This window comes from Anoxybacillus sp. UARK-01 (genome assembly GCF_002075365.1).
Classification (GTDB): Bacteria; Bacillota; Bacilli; order Bacillales; family Anoxybacillaceae; genus Anoxybacteroides; species Anoxybacteroides rupiense.
Genome location: NZ_NASY01000042.1, coordinates 267,818 through 285,408 on the forward strand (window position 1 = coordinate 267,818; position 17,591 = coordinate 285,408).

18 protein-coding genes are annotated in these 17,591 nt (G+C 47.0%); 15 read left to right on the forward strand and 3 right to left on the reverse strand.

Annotated features, from left to right (window positions below; translation table 11 throughout):
- The first annotated feature begins 16 nt into the window (after positions 1–16).
- Positions 17–865, forward strand: a complete 849-nt coding sequence (locus B6A27_RS10955; protein WP_080862125.1) for an ankyrin repeat domain-containing protein — start codon at positions 17–19, stop codon at positions 863–865.
- Between the two features lie 11 nt (positions 866–876).
- On the opposite strand, the gene B6A27_RS10960 is transcribed toward B6A27_RS10955, so the two are convergent.
- Genes B6A27_RS10960 through B6A27_RS10970 form a run of 3 tightly spaced genes read right to left on the reverse strand, consistent with a single transcriptional unit; the run spans position 877 to position 3,691 of the window.
- Entirely contained in the window at positions 877–2,508 is a 1,632-nt protein-coding gene (locus tag B6A27_RS10960) for a hypothetical protein (RefSeq protein ID WP_080862126.1), read from the reverse strand.
- Between the two features lie 15 nt (positions 2,509–2,523).
- Positions 2,524–3,099 (reverse strand): PulJ/GspJ family protein, encoded by a 576-nt coding sequence (locus tag B6A27_RS10965; protein WP_044742928.1) that lies wholly within the window; start codon positions 3,097–3,099, stop codon positions 2,524–2,526.
- Positions 3,083–3,691: a type IV pilus modification PilV family protein gene (locus tag B6A27_RS10970; RefSeq protein WP_080862127.1), complete on the reverse strand. Its 609-nt coding sequence runs from the start codon at positions 3,689–3,691 to the stop codon at positions 3,083–3,085. The genes B6A27_RS10965 and B6A27_RS10970 overlap by 17 nt, the downstream gene beginning before the upstream one ends.
- A 114-nt stretch (positions 3,692–3,805) precedes the next feature.
- Between B6A27_RS10970 and B6A27_RS10975 the strand changes: the two genes are divergently transcribed.
- The 14 genes from B6A27_RS10975 to B6A27_RS11040 all read left to right on the forward strand — a co-directional run bounded on the left by B6A27_RS10975 (position 3,806) and on the right by B6A27_RS11040 (position 17,591).
- Positions 3,806–5,398: a hypothetical protein gene (locus B6A27_RS10975; protein ID WP_080862128.1), complete on the forward strand. Its 1,593-nt coding sequence runs from the start codon at positions 3,806–3,808 to the stop codon at positions 5,396–5,398.
- Between the two features lie 22 nt (positions 5,399–5,420).
- Positions 5,421–6,188, forward strand: coding sequence for a PRC-barrel domain-containing protein (locus tag B6A27_RS10980; RefSeq protein WP_080862129.1), 768 nt, complete (start codon positions 5,421–5,423; stop codon positions 6,186–6,188).
- A 19-nt stretch (positions 6,189–6,207) separates the two neighbouring features.
- Positions 6,208–7,527, forward strand: a complete 1,320-nt coding sequence (locus B6A27_RS10985; protein WP_080862130.1) for a VanW family protein — start codon at positions 6,208–6,210, stop codon at positions 7,525–7,527.
- An 11-nt stretch (positions 7,528–7,538) separates the two neighbouring features.
- On the forward strand, positions 7,539–9,203 hold the full coding sequence (locus B6A27_RS10990; protein ID WP_080862131.1) for a GspE/PulE family protein: 1,665 nt from the start codon (positions 7,539–7,541) through the stop codon (positions 9,201–9,203).
- A gap of 11 nt (positions 9,204–9,214) precedes the next feature.
- Complete coding sequence (locus tag B6A27_RS10995) at positions 9,215–10,258, forward strand: type IV pilus twitching motility protein PilT (protein WP_044742922.1); 1,044 nt, start codon at positions 9,215–9,217, stop codon at positions 10,256–10,258.
- 1 nt (position 10,259) lies between these two features.
- Complete coding sequence (locus tag B6A27_RS11000) at positions 10,260–11,471, forward strand: type II secretion system F family protein (RefSeq protein WP_080862132.1); 1,212 nt, start codon at positions 10,260–10,262, stop codon at positions 11,469–11,471.
- A gap of 88 nt (positions 11,472–11,559) precedes the next feature.
- The gene (locus B6A27_RS11005) at positions 11,560–12,081 is read left to right on the forward strand and encodes a prepilin-type N-terminal cleavage/methylation domain-containing protein (RefSeq protein WP_080862133.1); all 522 of its coding nucleotides are present in this window, start codon (positions 11,560–11,562) and stop codon (positions 12,079–12,081) included.
- 36 nt (positions 12,082–12,117) lie between these two features.
- Positions 12,118–12,867, forward strand: a complete 750-nt coding sequence (locus B6A27_RS11010; RefSeq protein WP_369824167.1) for a prepilin peptidase — start codon at positions 12,118–12,120, stop codon at positions 12,865–12,867.
- Positions 12,868–12,884: 17 nt separating this feature from the next.
- The gene (pilM, locus tag B6A27_RS11015; RefSeq protein WP_080862134.1) at positions 12,885–13,853 is read left to right on the forward strand and encodes a type IV pilus biogenesis protein PilM; all 969 of its coding nucleotides are present in this window, start codon (positions 12,885–12,887) and stop codon (positions 13,851–13,853) included.
- Positions 13,837–14,460 (forward strand): PilN domain-containing protein, encoded by a 624-nt coding sequence (locus tag B6A27_RS11020; RefSeq protein WP_080862135.1) that lies wholly within the window; start codon positions 13,837–13,839, stop codon positions 14,458–14,460. The genes pilM and B6A27_RS11020 overlap by 17 nt, the downstream gene beginning before the upstream one ends.
- A complete protein-coding gene (gene gspM / locus B6A27_RS11025; RefSeq protein WP_080862136.1) occupies positions 14,457–15,224 on the forward strand; it encodes a type II secretion system protein GspM in 768 nt (255 codons plus the stop codon). The genes B6A27_RS11020 and gspM overlap by 4 nt, the downstream gene beginning before the upstream one ends.
- The gene (locus tag B6A27_RS11030) at positions 15,211–15,696 is read left to right on the forward strand and encodes a type II secretion system protein (protein WP_236631834.1); all 486 of its coding nucleotides are present in this window, start codon (positions 15,211–15,213) and stop codon (positions 15,694–15,696) included. The genes gspM and B6A27_RS11030 overlap by 14 nt, the downstream gene beginning before the upstream one ends.
- A 110-nt stretch (positions 15,697–15,806) precedes the next feature.
- Positions 15,807–16,697 (forward strand): hypothetical protein, encoded by an 891-nt coding sequence (locus B6A27_RS11035; protein WP_080862137.1) that lies wholly within the window; start codon positions 15,807–15,809, stop codon positions 16,695–16,697.
- Between the two features lie 312 nt (positions 16,698–17,009).
- On the forward strand, positions 17,010–17,591 hold the full coding sequence (locus B6A27_RS11040; RefSeq protein WP_080862138.1) for a Maf family protein: 582 nt from the start codon (positions 17,010–17,012) through the stop codon (positions 17,589–17,591).

Consider the following 17,591-nt stretch of genomic DNA (forward strand, 5'->3'; position numbering starts at 1 on the left):
AAGGATGTGAAGCAGCGTGAAAAAACTATGGATCATCATGCTCATAGCATTGTTATTAGGCGGCTGCTTTCCATCGAAGGAAGAAAAGCGGCAGCAATTGATTCAAGCGATTCAAAAGGGTGATATCCAAGCAGTCAGGCAATATATTGCCGAGGAAAAGGATGTCAATTTTAAGACAAAAAACGGGTCCCCTCTCGATATCGCGATGCAGCAAAACAAGAAACAGGTGGCTCTTGAGCTTTTGCAGGCGGGGGCGAAGTCGGCTTACATGCCGCTTCCTCCGCTTAGTTTTGTGATTGTTGCGACCTCTTCGCAAGGAGCTGAGCAAAACGGCGAGCTTGTCGAGAAGATGGCCAATCAGCGCACGGCAAAAGAGCGCGATCGCGATGGCAATACGCCGCTTCATTATGCCGCTGGCAGCGGCGAATTAGAATGGGTTCGGCTTCTTTATCAACAAGGAGCGGACGTCAATGCCGCCAATCAAAGCGGAACGACACCGTTAATGGTCGCCGCGCAAAGCGGACAGACAGAAATCGTTCAATTTTTACATGAGCACGGGGCGGACATTGACCATGCAGACAAAGAAGGGGAAACCGCTTTATTTCAAGCGGTGGCCGGAAATTACTTAGAAACGGTTCGCTATTTGCTAAAGGCACGGGCCGATGTCAATGCCAAGACGAAAATTGGCAAAACGGCGCTTATGATCGCAGCGGAGTACGGTTATGAACCGCTTGTATCCCTGCTTTTAGAGCACGGAGCCGATGTGCGCGTCAAAGATCAAACCGGAAACACTGCTTTATCGTTAGCCACCTATTGGCATCATGAGAAAATTATTCAGCAATTAAAGCGAAAAGGAGCTCAGTAACCGAGCTCCTTTTATTTAACTTCAAGCTGATCGGGAATAACGGCTAGTTTTTTCACAAGCGGCAGCCCTAAGCCGCGATGAATAAAGACATTCATATCGTGATGAATAACAAATCTTGCTTGTTCCGCTTGCAGGTTCTCTGGCAGCGAAGGTTGGGTGAAGTCGATATTACGGCCGGTGTCTGACGTAGAGCCGCGGTAGGCGTTAATAACAAGGCCATTCGCATCGGTATTAGGAATGAGAGAGGATGTTCCCCGCGCAAAGATCCCGCCTTGAATATGAATATAAGAGCCGACAGCATATAAAATCGCATTGGAGTCCGTATAGAAGTACCCTTTTAAATTGGGCTTTGTCAATGAAAATTCATTTTGAAACTCGTTAATGCGGGCGATTTCCAACTCGCCTTTGGTCAATAAGACGACTTCTTTATCATTGATTCCAGAAATGGTAGCATTATAAATCGAAGTGTTTCCCATAACATAAATCGTTGAATCGAAGGCGACCACTCCGCGAACAGCCAAATTTCCTAAAATAATCAGATTTCCTTTTATGGTAAGCTCTGTGGCTCCGCTGTTTTCCAAATAAGCGTTCCCATTGATAATCAGCCATTGATTCTCCTTCAACTCCAGGGTACTAAGATCCAAATATTCAGAAGAATATCCGTCGAGTAAAATCGATAGATTGCTATTATTGATAGCATCTGGAAGCTGTTGGATGTCATGAATAACGGTAAAGCGATTTTTTAATTCGCTTAATAGACGTGAAACCGGAAGCTGGATAAGCGATTGATATTGTGCCTGGGCAGTTAGATCCGGATCAAAGGCGTTAATGCCGGCGGCGCTTAATAGCTTATCTTTTAATGTAAAATCGAAGTCCACATCCATAAACTCCCCATCTTCTGTTTGGACGGATGGGCTTGTGTACTGGAACGGAAGGGAAGGATTAGTCGCAAAAAGCTCGCTTTTCGTAAATCCTGTTGAGGATGGCTGATAGCAGGCTGGCGCACTGTTTGACTGTTCGCACACATAGCGGTTTCCGTTGGCAAATAAAATGCTTGTTGGGCTCGTCGTTGGAAACGAAGTAAGCTGGCTGTACATTTGCGAGTTGTAAATATAATTGGCGACATTCGCCATATAAAAATCGCGTCCGGCATAAATGTTTCCGTCAATATAGGCTCCGCCATTTAATGTCACATCCTGCCGCGAACCGATCGCATATTTTAAAAAACTAGGCGTATTGGTGATAATGACCTGGCGCGATACCGTCCGCTTCCCTGCTGTTTTGGAAATGACGTATACTCGCGTAAATAGCTTGCTGCGATCAATTTCTTTCATTTCTGTCAGATCTTGAATGGATACTTTATACCGTCCGCTTACCTGGTGAATAAATCCAGCTTGGGCATTGCCTAAATCCATGTCAAGCTGTGCAGGGGTAGACAGTTGAAGATTTTCCACCTTTACTTTTATTTCGGCGATCGCTTCTTGAATGGACTTGGTCGCCTCATGAAGCGATTCGACATCCTCCACACGAATTTTCGTAAAGTTCGCTTGATACAAGCTGACAGATAGAATCGTCAAGCCAAGCATAAAAAAAATCGTGACAACGAGCATCGTGAGCACTAAGCTATAGCCTTTCTCGTTCATGGTTTCACTTCCTTATCAAAATCCAAATTCCGTTTTCAAGGTAAAGGGCTTGATGTAAAGCCTATCGCTAGGATCGGCGTGGTCATGATCCTGAACGGCAAGCATCAATGTGACAACACCGCTTCGGCAAATGCTTCCCTCTTCTTTCACACAGCTGTATGAAACGCGGGATTGGTTTGTAATAATGCGAAGCTGGTCGGAGCTGATTTTCGTGCCGTTTATAAACAGCGCATCATTTTTCAACTCAATATTCAATAAGGCCCCTTGGTCTGTTGTGTGATCCTCGACCCAACCAACCTCTGAATTAATATTTTTTTGTTTATTATTGACAAATACAAGCTGGCCGTTTACGGTGCTGCTCTCAATCGTATCAATGCCATCAGGAGAAAATTGGTAGAGCTGATTCATCATCATGGCCACGACATAGTCGGCTTCGCTGCGCAGCTCGTTTTCGATGCCGATCCGCTTATAGGCGTTGATTCCGCTTAGTAGCACACCATAAATCGAAGCGAGGATAAAAGAAGAGATCGCCACTGCAGCTAGCACTTCGACTAACGATAATCCCCTGCTGTTTTTAACGAATGGTTTCATTTGCCACCACCCCTTCAAGCCACTCCGACTGCTCCCAGCTGTCTCCCCAGCGGACAATGACAACGATTTTTAATAAATAGTTTTGGAGATTGGAATCGTTATTTTCAATGGTTTCCTCTTGAAGCTTTTGCCGCAATGAGGGGGGGAACTCAGGTGGCGGCGCTTTTTTTAAGGCCTCCCATTGGCTGCTGTCATTATAAGGCATAAGAAATACACGGATGCGTTGTTCATTATATTGAACATTATTAATCATCGGCTGCAGCAACGCGCGACAAACTTGTTGATCTTCAAAGAGCGATAGTTGGCATTTTGATCCATCAATGGTCGCATATGGTTCATTTGTACTATTTTGTTCTTCTTGCACATATTGTTTAAGCGAAGAAAAATCAAGGTGCTCCATATATACTAGCACGCCGCGGGCGACGTTAATGGCTACCGTTTTATCTTGGTTGTATGCGGTATATTTCATCGCATGGGTAAAAAATAAAAAAATACCTGTGGCGGCTGCGGACAAAATGACAATGGATGCCAACACCTCAATTAAGGTGAATCCTTCCGAGTGACAGGGTGGAATGAATTTCTTTTTTCCCATTTGGCACACCCTTCTTTTAAAATATATAACTTTATTATACAATATGTTAGAGTAAAATATTGTTTTATTTTTAGGAAATTTGTCGTAGCTTGTACCGAGAAACGGGGTGAAACATTGAAGTCGATTTTCTTTATATTGATTGCGTTTGTCGTGGCTGTTCCCTTGTTATTGATGCTCCCCGTTGGTTTAAGCAGGAGCGGCAAAACAGCAGCGCTTGTCGTTTCTTTGTCGCTCGCGCTTTTGGCCGCCGCTGCTGCACCTATGTTTCCGTTCTGGCAGCTGTGCCTGCTGCTGTTGCTGCTTGCTTTAGCAGCGACCTATCTACTTGACCGGCGCTTTGGCCACCTTCTTTACGCCGTTGCGAAGGAAGAGGATGAAGACGAGTTATTTGCATTCGAGACGGAAAGAGAAAGGATGGCCAAAGCACCAGCTGTCGATGAGAGAGAGAATGGGGAGAAAGAACTCTTGATGTCAACAGATCGTGAACAAGAATTTCCCGTTTGGCCGCCTGCTGATAGAGAAATAGAAGAGGGGCTGATAACGGGCAAAGAGACTGCAAGCAGCACAGAGGCGGAGCTGGATCATTGGCTGTTTGACGATGAGGAACCAAAAGAGGGACTTGAGGGGGAGGCAAATAAAAAAGAGAAATCGAGGGAAACAGCAAGTGAATTACCAGAGTGGCCATTGGGAAATGACCAAGTCGAGACTCGGCTGCCTATGGAATCAGAGCCGCTAGATTCATGGGCTTTGGCTGATCAGGAGGCAAGCACACACGAACAGGACGCTCGGCCTGTTTGGAAAGACGGAGAGCTGGAAGAATGGATGGGGGCAGCTGAACAGCCATCAAAGGAAACAGCGGAGAATGTGGAGCTAGATGATCGGGACGGAGGGCTGTTTCCCGATGAGGTAGAAGAAGAGCGAGCGTTTGGAGAAGGCGGGAAACTGGAAGAGGAAATATTTTTCGGTGAGGAAGCGGACAAAGAGAGAGCAACAGATTGGCTAAACCCGCTGGATACAACGTGGGAGGATGAATGGCTCGTTGCTGATCTCACAACAGTAGAAGACATGATCGAGGATGGGGGGCAACTGGGAAAACATCCAAGCACAGGCGATGCGTGGCTACACATGTCCCAAGATCAGCCGGAAGCGATCATGAACAATGAAACGGAGAGAGTGGCGGCGGAAAAAGAGCCGCTTGACGATGAGTCGTTTTTACGAGAAAAAAGTTCAGATTTTGCAGGCGGCTGGTCTTCTGTTTATGAACAGCAAGACTTGCAAGAGGAAGCGGAGCGGTCTTCACAAGACAAAGGAGAGAGCGCAGTCGCTGAAGATTTCCCAATGATCCAAGAAGAATGGGGAGAAGCCCATCCGCATACAGAGCCGCTTGATCCTGCATCCTTAGAGGCATCGAATGCACGAAAGGTAAGCAGCCGCATCATCCAGACGTTGGCGGACGAATGGCTGCTCATTCGCCATCAGTTGAACAAGAATGAGTATGAACAGCAAATTTTGCAATGCCTGCAGCGGCCGCTCGCGAATCAAGAGTATTATTTATTGGCGCGTCTGCTCGTGGAGCATTATTTTCAAGAAAAAGAATACGAGAAACTAGCCTCGTGGCTTGACCATTTGCGGGAGAGATTTTCCTCTTACCCGATTTTACTGGAGGAAATTCGCTTTTTTGCTCAGAAAATGAACGATTATAAATGAACAGGTGTGGTGAAGAGAAGAGATGAAAACTAGTGCTCAAATCATAGGACTGCCGATTATAAGCATTGCAGATGGAGGACAAATCGGAACGGTCAAATTGCTCATCATCAATCCTGAAAAAGGATCTGTCGACTTTTTAACGATTGAACAAGAGGATGTGGCGTTTGGCTTAAAGGCGATTCCGTTTAAAAAAATCGTCGGCATCGGCGAATTTGCGGTAACAGTAGAGGATGATCGCGCGGTGATTGATCTGGCGGAAATCCCGATTGCCAACCAGCTCGTCAACAAACAAATCCGAATTAAAAATACAAAGGCCATGACCAGAAAAGGAGAATTGCTTGGCGAGGTAACGGAATTTTTCATCAATGACGAAACGGGAGAAATTATGGGCATCCACTTGCAAACAGAGGGGCGTCAGGCGATTCTGTCTTCTGAATGGGTACTCACGTATGGAAAGGATATTTTAATTGTCAGCGAAACTGCTCCGGATTCTTTGCTTGATGATGCGGGCATGCTGGCTGAAAAAATAGAAGCGCCGATCCATGAGGCAAACGAGGCCGAGGCGGAAACAGCCGCAATAGAAGAAATAAAGGAACACAATGCGCTAAAAGCGCTGCGGGAAAAACAAATGGAGCTATTGCAGGGCAAGCGTGTGAAAAAGGATATTTTGGATCTTAATGGCCACATTTTAATCAAAGCCGGAACGATTTTAACCGCTGAGCATATTGTCAAGGCACAAACGGAAGGGCCAAGTGTGATGATCGATTTATCAATGAATGTGGATGCATAAGAAAAGGAGGCTTTCGATTGTGCGGCCATTAGCTGGGGTTAAGCTGTTTTTAGTCATCGGCGCTTGCACCGTCTATTTCATTAGTTTTGCACAAGCGGCTCCGTTTGTCTATTCATCCTATTTTGTCAAAGAAACGTTTGCTGCGAATACGATGGTTGGACCAGTGCTACTTGCCAATTTATCCAAAGAAGAGGCGGTTCAGCGAATCGCGGAGAAAGTGAATCAGTGGAGAGATTCTGTCAATATAAAAATCGCGTATCAAGAAAAGACAGAAACGATTCCTTTGTCATTATTTTCATTCCAAGTTGAAAAAAGCGTCGATCAAGCTGTGGACGGACAAGCGTCACCACTTATTGTACAAATGAACGGCGAGTCGCTTTCACCCTTTATTGAGAAACTTGTAGCCCCGGCCTTATTGTCTTCGCTCAATCGCAAACAATTGGAGAAAGATATCGCTGCTGTGGCCTCCCAACTGCCGGCCAATCCTCCGGCGATCGATCTGGCCCGCTATGTAGATTCTCAGAAAACGGCGGAAACTATGCAGGTGAGCGAAGCGGTGATAAGCGACTTAGGCAAGCAACGCGCGGAAATAACCGCATGGATTGCCGACCATCCAACCATCGAAGTGAAAGGGAAAAGTGTTTTTTCACTCACGGCTTATTTACAAGGAAGCCTATCTCCAGATGGAATGAGTCTTCTTGCTTCCGCTATTTATCAGGCGGTTTTGCCGACGAACTTTACCATTGTCGAGCGCCATACGAGCCGCAGCTTGCCAAACGGCATTCCGATTGGCTATGAAGCAAAAGTAGATAAAGAGAACCGTGACTTCTCCTTTTATAATCCGAATATCAATTCGTATACTTTGAAATTTCAGCAAACGGGCAGCGGCTTTCGCGTGACGCTGATGGGGCTTCCATTTGCTTATAAATATGTGATAAAAGTGGGGGACATCGAATATTTTGCACCGAAAACCATTGTGCAATATAGCTCGCGTTTCAAACCAAATGAACGTCAAATGAAACAGCAAGGCCAGCAAGGAATGCTTGTTAAAGTGAAAAAGGAAGTATATGACGAAACCAATCAATTGATCGAAGCAAAAGAGGTTTCCGAAGATTTTTATCCGCCGGTTTATGCCATTGAAGTCCGCGGGTTGGAGCTTGGAGATGATTTACCGCAAGATGCAGCCGATCAAGGGGCAAATGGCGCTCTCCAAAGCGGACAGCAACAGCAGCCAGCAAACGAAAAGGAACAAGAACAAACGGAAAACAGTCAAAATCCAAGTGAACAAACTCCAAAAACGGCCGATGAGCAAAATGAGAACACGCCGTATGAAAAGTAGGGATGATGAGCATGAAAAAGCAAGAACGGAAGCGGCTAGGAGATTTATTAGTAGAAGCCGGGCTAATTACCCAAGCGCAGCTGGAGGAAGCGTTGAAGGAGAAGGCGCCTGGCCAGAAGCTGGGAGATGCGCTGCTGCAGCGCGGCTATATTACCGAACAGCAGCTCATCGAAGTGTTGGAATTCCAGCTTGGCATTCCGCATGTCAGTTTATATCGCTATCCGATTGATCCGAAGCTGACGAATCTCGTGGCGAAGGAGTTTGCGAAGCGCCATATGGTCATGCCTCTTAAGATTGATGGGGATCGTCTGCTTGTGGCAATGGCTGATCCGATGGATTTTTTTGTGATTGATGATTTGCGGCTCTCAACAGGATTTCATATTGAAACCGCCATTGCCTCCAAGGACGATATTTTGCGAGCTGTCAATAAATATTATGATATGGATGAATCGATTGAAGATTTTTTGCAGCTGGCCTCCACTCAAGATGCAATGGAAGAGGAGCGAGCGGCTGAAGAAGATTCGCCGATTGTCCGGCTTGTGAATCAAATATTGCAGCTGGCCGTTGAGCAGCGGGCGAGCGATATTCATATCGATCCTCAAGAAACGAAAGTGCTAATCCGCTATCGGATTGATGGAGTGCTGCGCACCGACCGCGCGCTTCCTAAGCATATGCAGAGCGTCTTAACAGCGAGAATAAAAATATTGGCAAATATGGATATAACCGAGCATCGCGTTCCACAGGACGGACGGATTAAAATGAATATAGATTTTCACCCCGTTGATTTGCGTGTTTCAACGCTGCCGACCGTCTATGGTGAAAAAATTGTCATGCGCGTTCTTGATTTAGGTGCAGCGTTAAACGATATTCATAAGCTTGGATTTAATCGGCTGAATTTGCAGCGCTTTATTGAACTGATTGAACGGCCGACAGGCATCGTGTTAATTACAGGGCCGACAGGATCAGGAAAATCTTCGACTTTGTATGCGGCGTTAAATCGCTTAAACAATGAGGAGGTCAATATTATCACGATTGAGGACCCGGTTGAATATCAGCTTGAAGGGATCAATCAAATCCAAGTGAACCCGAATGTCGGGCTCACCTTTGCCAACGGACTGCGCTCCATTTTGCGCCAAGACCCAAACATCATTATGGTGGGCGAAATTCGCGACCGCGAAACGGCCGAAGTGGCGATTCGTGCTTCATTAACAGGACATCTCGTATTAAGCACCTTGCATACAAATGACGCGCTAAGCACCATCACTCGGCTTATCGATATGGGAATTGAACCGTTTCTTGTTGCGACATCGCTTGCGGGCGTGGTTTCGCAGCGGCTTGTCCGCCGCGTTTGCCGCGACTGCCAAGAGGAACAGGAGCCGACGAAGCGGGAAGTCGAGATTTTTGCGCGGCGCGGTATGAAAATCGAAAAATTAGTTCGCGGCCGCGGCTGTCCAACGTGCAATATGACAGGCTATAAAGGAAGAATGGCCATTCATGAATTATTGGTCATGACCGATGACATGCGGCGGGTCATTTTAAATCATGAACCGTTATCCAAGCTGCGTGAGCTGGCGGTCAAAAATAAGATGATTTTTTTGATTGACGACGGTTTATTCAAAGTGAAGCAAGGATGGACGACACTGGAAGAAGTTCTGAAAGTGGCGATTTTAAGTTAAAGGTGAGAAGGATGAAGCAACGATTAGACCGTTTATTGCGGACGGCTTTTGAAGCGAAGGCCTCCGATGTTCATTTAACGGTGGGCGTTCCGCCCATTATACGCATAAATGGAGAGTTAAAGCGATACGGACAGGAAGCGCTGCGTCCCGAGGATACGGAAGGAATAGCGAAAGCGATCATTTCCGAAACATTATGGCCGCGGTTTGAAGAACAAGGGGAGTTGGATTTTTCTTATGGAATTCCCGGGGTTTCCCGCTTTCGCGTGAATGTATTTAAACAGCGCTCCTGTATTTCGCTGGCGATTCGCATCATTCCAACAAGAATTCCAACGATTGATGAATTAAAGCTTCCCGAGGTGCTCAAGCAGGTTGCCGCCAAGCCTCAAGGGCTCGTCCTGGTCACGGGACCGACCGGCAGCGGAAAATCGACAACGCTAGCGGCGATGATTGACTACATGAACAAAACGATGAGGAAGCACATTATTACGCTTGAAGATCCGATTGAATATTTGCATAAGCATGGCGGCTGCATTATTGACCAGCGCGAGGTCGGATTTGATACGAACAGTTTTGCCAACGGATTGCGCGCAGCGCTGCGCCAAGATCCGGATGTGATTTTAGTCGGCGAAATGCGCGATCTCGAAACGATACACACGGCGATTACCGCAGCGGAAACGGGCCATCTTGTTCTCGGCACGCTTCATACGTCGAATGCTCCGGCGACGATTGACCGCATCATCGATGTCTTTCCGCCTGCGCAGCAGGCGCAAATCCGCATTCAGCTTGCGTCCGTTCTAGTGGCAGTAATTTCACAGCGTCTGTTTCCGAATGTGCAAAAAACGGGGCGGGTGGCTGTGACAGAAGTGCTGCTGAACAGCGCGGCGGTGGCGAATTTAATTCGCAATGAGAAGGTCCACCAAATCGTCAATGTGATGCAGACAAGCCGGGCATTAGGAATGCATACGCTCGCAGCGAGCATTAGAGAGCGGCTGCAGGCGGGAATGATTGCGAAGGAGGCCGCCGAGCCGTATTTGAGAGAGGAGCGGGGCGAATAACATGCCGCAATTTCAATATCAAGGCCGCGATATCAAAGGGAAGCGGCAAAGTGGAACCATTGCGAGCCCGTCGAAGCGAGAGGCTGTGATGAAGCTTCGGCAAAAGGGCGTGAAGGTCGTTGAAATTCAAGAGGTGCCGGCGACGCTTTGGACAAAGGAAATCACCTTTGGCCAAAAAGTGAAGCTGCAGGATTTTTCCCTTTACTTGCGGCAATTTGCCACCCTGCTCAAAGCAGGGGTGTCGGTCGTCGATTCCACGAACATTTTGGCGAACCAAACAGACAGCAAATTATTAAAAAAAGCGCTCCTTGATGTGGAGGAAGAGCTGCGCGCCGGCAACCCGTTATCAGCGGCAACGGCCAAGTATCCGCGCGTGTTTCCGCCGATGTTTGTCAATATGATGAGAGCGGGCGAAGCGGGCGGAAATATGGACGAGACCCTGGAACGGCTTGCCGATCATTTCGAAAAAATGCATCGGACGCGGCAAAAAATGATATCGGCTTTAGCCTATCCGATTGCGGTCGCCATCATCGCCCTAGCGGTTGTCATTTTTTTGCTGATCGGCGTTGTGCCGACATTTGTGCAAATGTTTGCCGATTTTCATGCCGAGCTGCCGGCGATCACCAAATTTGTGCTCAAAGCGAGCGAGGTTATGCAAGTGTATTGGTGGCTTGTCGCGCTTGCGCTTGTCGGAGTATATGTGCTTTTTTCCGCGCTAAACAAGCGAAAAACAAGCAAATATTATATCGATTATACGCTGCTTCGGCTGCCGATTTTCGGGAAGCTCATGCAAAAGGCGGCGCTGGCGCGGATGACGCGCACGCTCAGCTCGCTGTTTTCAAGCTCTGTGCCCATTTTGCAGGCGCTGTCGATCGTGGAAAAGGTGATTGAAAACGAGGTCATTGCGAAGGTGGTCAAAGAAGCGCGCGATGCGTTGGAGCGCGGGCAATCGCTGACGGAACCGATGAAAAATCATTGGGCGTTTCCGCCGCTGGTTACTCAAATGATTGCGATCGGCGAACAAACAGGGGCTCTTGATGCCATGCTCAGCAAAGTCGCTGATTTTTACGAAGCAGAGGTCGATGTCGGGACCGACCGTCTCAAATCGCTGATTGAGCCGCTGATGATCGTTCTTTTGGCGGGTATCGTTGGAACGATTGTCACCTCCATTATCGTCCCAATGTATGATATTTTTAATCATATCCAGCAATAAACATAAGAATTTGTTTCCATTGAACTTATAAATCCTGTAAAATAGTAGATAGAAAGACTTATACATTGAAAGAAAGGGAGAGGTAAATATGTTAAAGCGGTGGTTAAAAAACGAGCGCGGGTTAACGCTTATCGAATTGCTGGCGGTCATCGTCATTTTAGGAATTATCGCAGCGATTGCGATTCCGGCGATTGGAGGCCTCATTGATAACTCGAAAAAAGATGCCCATGTATCCAATGCCCAGCAAATGATTAATGCGGCAAAAATTGCGGTAACATCGGATAAAGATTTGATTCCTGAGGACGGAAAATATTCACTCGCTACTCTAAAATATTTAGAAGATGAAGGATATTTAGAAACTGTTAAAAGCCCTGATAGTGGCAGTGACTATATAAAAGGACCAACTGGTACTGGTGCAGTTCAAATACAAAAGAATCAATCGAATGATCCAAAGTCTTCATATTCGTATGTACTTATTCATAATTCCAATAACAAATTAAGTTATTCTGTAAAATTAGTTAATAGTAAACGTGGAGTACAAACACCTGATGGAGAAGCTGTTGCTGAGGACAACTTAAAACGTAGCGAAGTAAGAAACACAACACAATAACAGCAAAATCAATAAAAAATTTAGTGTGATGTAAAAATGATGTTATTGTTTTTAGTTTTCATTTCCTTACTCCTCGGCTCTTTCTTTAACGTCGTCGGTCTTCGCGTGCCGGTGGGGGAATCGATTGTGAAGCCCCGTTCGCATTGTCCGAGCTGCCAGCGCACGCTGACGGCTTGGGAGCTGATTCCGGTCGTTTCTTATCTTGTGCAGGCGGGAAGATGCCGCGGCTGCGGCGCGCGCATTTCGCCGCTTTATCCGCTGATGGAATGGCTGACCGCTTGTCTTTTTACGCTTTCACCGCTTGTTTTAGGATGGTCGGCCGAATTATTGGTGAGCTGGACGCTCATTTCTCTGTTTATGATTATCGTCGTTTCCGATCTTCGCTATATGATGATTCCTGATCGCATTTTACTGGTGTTTGCCGTTCTTTTTCTTATCGAGCGCGCCCTGCTCCCGCTTTCGCCGTGGTGGGATTCGCTGGTTGGCGCGTTCACCGGCTTTGTTGTTCTGCTGTTTGTAGCCGTTGCCAGCCGTGGCGGGATGGGCGGCGGCGATATTAAGCTATTTGCTTTGATCGGCTTTGTTGTCGGATGGAAAATGGTGCTTTTGGCGTTTTTCATCTCAACGCTTTATGGGACGGTATTCGGTTTGATTGGAATGGCGCTCGGCAAAGTCCGCCGCGGCCAGCCGATGCCATTTGGCCCTTATATTGCGCTCGGAACGTTGACGGTTTATTTTTTTGGACACGAAATCGTGGAATGGTATAAGCAATTGATTTTCTTTTAAGTGATGAGGGGAACAGCATGGATATGTTAAAGCTTTTAAAATGGCGCCATAAAATCGCGAATATGATCATCAAGGATCATGTGATCCGCTACGTGGAAGCCAAGCCTTCCGATCCGTTTTCCATTCATAAATGGGGCGAACGCGAGCTTCCAAGCGGGCTGATTCAGGACGGAAAAATACAAGATGAGGAAACACTTGAAATGATTTTGGAAGAATGCGTGCAGGAATGGAAGCTGAAAAACCGCCGCATCCGCTTTGTTGTCCCCGATGCCGTTGCCGTCATTCGGCGCATTTTTCTGCCGCATGATTTGCAGGAGGATGAAATTCGTGGCTATTTATTTATGGAGCTTGGAACGACGATTCATTTGCCGTTTGAGGATCCGGTGTTTGACTTCACGATTTTAGAGCATACGGATGAAAAGTGGACCATTTTATTGTTTGCCGCCCCTGAGGAGCTTGTGGCCCATTATGCCCGGCTTTTAGAAAAGGTCAAGCTTCGGCCGATTGCGGCGGATGTTTCGCCGCTGTGTGTTTACCGCTTGTTTTATGCGGCGGATCAGGTGGAGGAGAACGATCATTTGCTCATCGTGCAAATGGATGAAACCGCCGTGAATGTTAGCGCCTTTCACCGCCATATTCCGATTTTTATGCGCCAGCTGCTATTTGAGCCGCTTGAGGAAGCTGCGTCCGCTTCTCCAGTGCATATAGAGGAAATGTTTCAGCCGTTTGAGGACGTATATAAAGAAATTGAACGTGTTATGAGCTTTTATCACTTTTCGATTCAGCAAGGAAAGGAACAAATTAACCGGCTGCTATTGACAGGGGATCATCGTTATTTACCGCAAATTTATCAGTCGATGCAGGAACGTTTTGATGTTCCTGTCGAGCAGCTGTCGCCATCGCTCGCGGCAGCCGTTGACTCGCGCTATCATTTGGCGTGGGGACTTGGATTAAAAGAGGGAACGAACTATGCTCATCGACGTTAATTTATTGCCAAAGAAAGAACCGAAAAATGCCGTATTTCTGATTGTGGCTATATTGCTGCTTGCGGTGCTCGCGGCGGCAGGCGCGTTTTTTTATTGGTCCGTGCAAAAAGCGGAGTCGGAAATGAATCAGCTTACGCAGGAATTAAAGCAAACGCGCGCTCTTGAAGCGGCCGAGCAGCAAAAGCTTGCTGATGCAGAACCGGTGCAAGAGGTGGAAGAATTGCAAAAGACGGTGGAGTGGGCAAAGCAATATCCATTGAAAACGGTCCTTCTTTTGCAAAATATGGCCAAGCTTTTGCCGGAGCGCGGGTTTCTCATGAATTTCTCCTATGCGGAGGACACAACCGTATCGATCACTGTGCAGTTCGATACGAGTGAAGATGCGGCTTATTATTTAAAGCGTTTGTCGGATGCGCCGTTTGTCGCAAACGTGCAACTCAAAAGCGTTGCGGCCGCCAATCAAGGAGACAATGGATCGGCAGACAGCAGTCCAGAGGAGGCTGCGGATGCAGCCGAAGGAAAGAAAATCGCGCCTCGCTATCTTGCGCAATATGAGCTGCGAATCAATAAAGAGGCTCTAAAAGACGAAAAGGAGAATCAACCATGATCGTCCGTTTTTCGAAGCGCCAGCTGCTAGTTTCGCTTTTGGCACTGGTGCTTGTCGGCACATCTGTCGTCCTGCTTTATTTTTACACGCTGAAGCCGCTTTACAGCCGCCTCGAGGAGTTAAGAACGACGGTTGAAAATGAAAAGAAGCTGCTCGCTACGATGCAGACGCAAGCGGAGCAGCAACAGACGGACCGGACAGCCAGCGTGGTTGAACTGCAAAAAAAAGTGCCCGTCAAACCGCTCGTGGAGCAGCTGATCCTTGATTTAGAAAAAGCGGAGGTTCTCTCGGACAGTTTGATTTCCGGCATGTCTTTTAATGAAGAAGCGGATGTCAATGGGCAGCCACCAGCCGATAGCGCACAGGGGCAAGAAAATGGAACACAGGCCCGTACAAAGGAGCAATCGGCAGCTCAGAAAACGGATTCTGCTGCCCCTTCTTTGCCGCAAGGATTAAAAAAAGTAACGGCTCAGCTTACGGTGCAATCCCCGTCTTACTATCATTTGGAAAGGTTTTTACAAACGCTTGAGAAGCTTGACCGCATCGTTTCTGTTGAAACGCTATCTTTTTCGGGAAATCCAGAGCTGACATCGATTGACACACAGACCGAGCCGTTAACCTACTCATTGACGATCAGCGCTTTTTACCATCCTGGATTAGCGAAACTGCAAAAACAAACACCGCCGCTTGACGTTCCTTCCCCAAGCGGAAAGCGGAATCCATTGACTGAACTGCTGCCGGATGATGGCGATGAGGAACGATAAGCATTTGCGCCTGCTGCGGGCAAATCGGGGAATGACGTTAATAGAATTGCTGGCAGTGATCGTGATTTTAGGAATCATTGCGTCCATTGCCGTCATTGTCATGTTTCATATCATTGAGAAATCGCGGCAGCAGGCGTTCGTTTCGAACGCGTTTGCTCTTTATGAAGCCGCCCGTCTTCGTGTCAGCGCAGGAAATGTCGAATTTTTAGCGCCTGAAACTTCTGAAATGCTGACGTATAAGCAACTTGTCGCAGACGGTGTGCTTGAGCCGGTTCGCGATCCGTTTACCGGCCGCGTGCTGTCAACAGACGATAATCCTTCCTATGTGCTCGTCCGAAAAAGCGCGGATGGCCATCTTCAGTACGCGGTTTGTTTAAAGGGGGAAACAAAGCAGCTTTGCTCTTACAGCGATACGCAAGAGGAAATACCGGTGAAGGAGCTGTCTGTCTCGCTCATTACCGATATTCGATAGAACGAAATTTGGCGAAAACCTTCGAGAACAAGACGACAAATGTCTTGTTCTTTTTTGTTTCCAGTATGATAAGATGGGCAAAGAATGGAAGAAACGGGGATGATAGAATCATGGACAAGCACGACAAAGAAATAAAAGTCAAGATCAATGGAAAAGAGCAGTCATTTATGATGGAAAAATCGACAAGCCTCCCATTGCCGGAAGCGGAGGTCAGTGCAACGAAGGAGGAATTCTCCATTTCTCCGATTATCTCTTTCGCCGGCGAAAACAGCAAACCGAAACGGGCGGCATGGGGACGCTTCACTCATGGGCGCGCCAAATCAGCCATTTTGGCGATTTTATTAGCTGTCATCGTCGGGACAAGCTTTGGCTTGGTCGTTCTTTATGCCATTCCTAAACCAAAAGAAACCGCTTCGGTGGACGATAATGGCTCGGCTATTTCGCTAGAGCAAACACAACCTCAAGAAAAGACAGCCCCTTCTTCAACGGAACCGACGTCAACATCGTCAGCCTCATTGACCGTGAGCGTCATTCAGGCAGGGGTGTTTAGTGACGAAAAAGTGGCAAAGGCCTATGCTCAAAAGCTGCAATCTTCTAATCTCCCAGCTGTTTTAATTGGAAAAAATCCGACATCCGTATTCATTGGTGTGGGAAAAGACAAGCCGTCACTTAGCCTTCTGAATGACCTGTACAAGCAAAAGGGAGCCGATACGTATATCAAGTCGATGTCTGTTCAGCAAGTGAAACACTCCTCATGGCAATCATTTTATCAAGAGCTGGCGACGTTATCTGTGCAATTGCTAGAGAAAAAAGAAGCGAGTGATGGACAGTGGGAATCATTGCAAAAAAAATATAAACAGCTGCAAGCTTCAGATGCCTCCAGTGATCAAGTATGGAAGTCGATCGAGAATGCGTATTTGTCGTTAATCGCCTATCGCGAGAAAAAGGATGATGCTTTGTTATGGAAGACGCAGCAGCAATTGCTGGATCTATTAAAATGACAGAAAAGCGGACGGGTCAGCCTCTCCGCTTTTTTTGCTTGAAAATAGTTCTGCCATGATTGGCAGTCACTGTTCTATGAGCGAATAAAATAAAACAAAGACTTGCCTGGCTTCCGACTTTTCATACGAATAGGCGACAAATGTCGCCAGACCGCTTTGGCCGCCGATTTTCCAGGCGTCTTTTAGGCTGCGTTAATGATCGATGGAAGCTCCCCCATCTTTTTAAATAAAAAAATTGTGTCGAATTGTGAATTTTGGTACGATACAGGTGTATCTTCCGATTTGAAACGAAGAAAAAGGATGGGATGGTAGATGAAGCTGATACTTGCCTCAAGTTCTCCTCGGCGCAAACAACTGCTGAATATGGCGGGCCTCCATTTTGATATCCTCGCTAGCGAAATCGATGAGCACATCCAAGCCAACCAAACACCAGAAGAAATGGTTCAATCGCTTGCTTATCAAAAAGCGAAAGAAGTGCAGCGAAAGCATCCAGATGCCTATGTCATCGGTGCAGATACGATTGTCGTACATGAAGGACAGGCGCTGGGCAAGCCAAAAACAAAGCAAGAAGCATTTGAGATGCTGAATAGGCTATCTGGGCAAACTCATGAAGTGTTTACAGGAGTAGCGATTCTTTCACCAGAAAAAGAAACGGTTTTTGCTGAGCGCACAGCCGTCACGTTTTGGGATATGACAAAAGAAGAAATTTGGGAGTACATCGAAACAGGAGAGCCGATGGATAAAGCAGGTGCATACGGCATTCAAGGGAAGGGAGCTTTGTTTGTGAAACAGATCGTAGGAGATTATTTTTCTGTTGTGGGACTTCCGCTTTCCCGAACGATTCGTGAGCTGAAAAAGCTTGACTGGAAACAAGAAGAAAGGAATGGTGAGTAA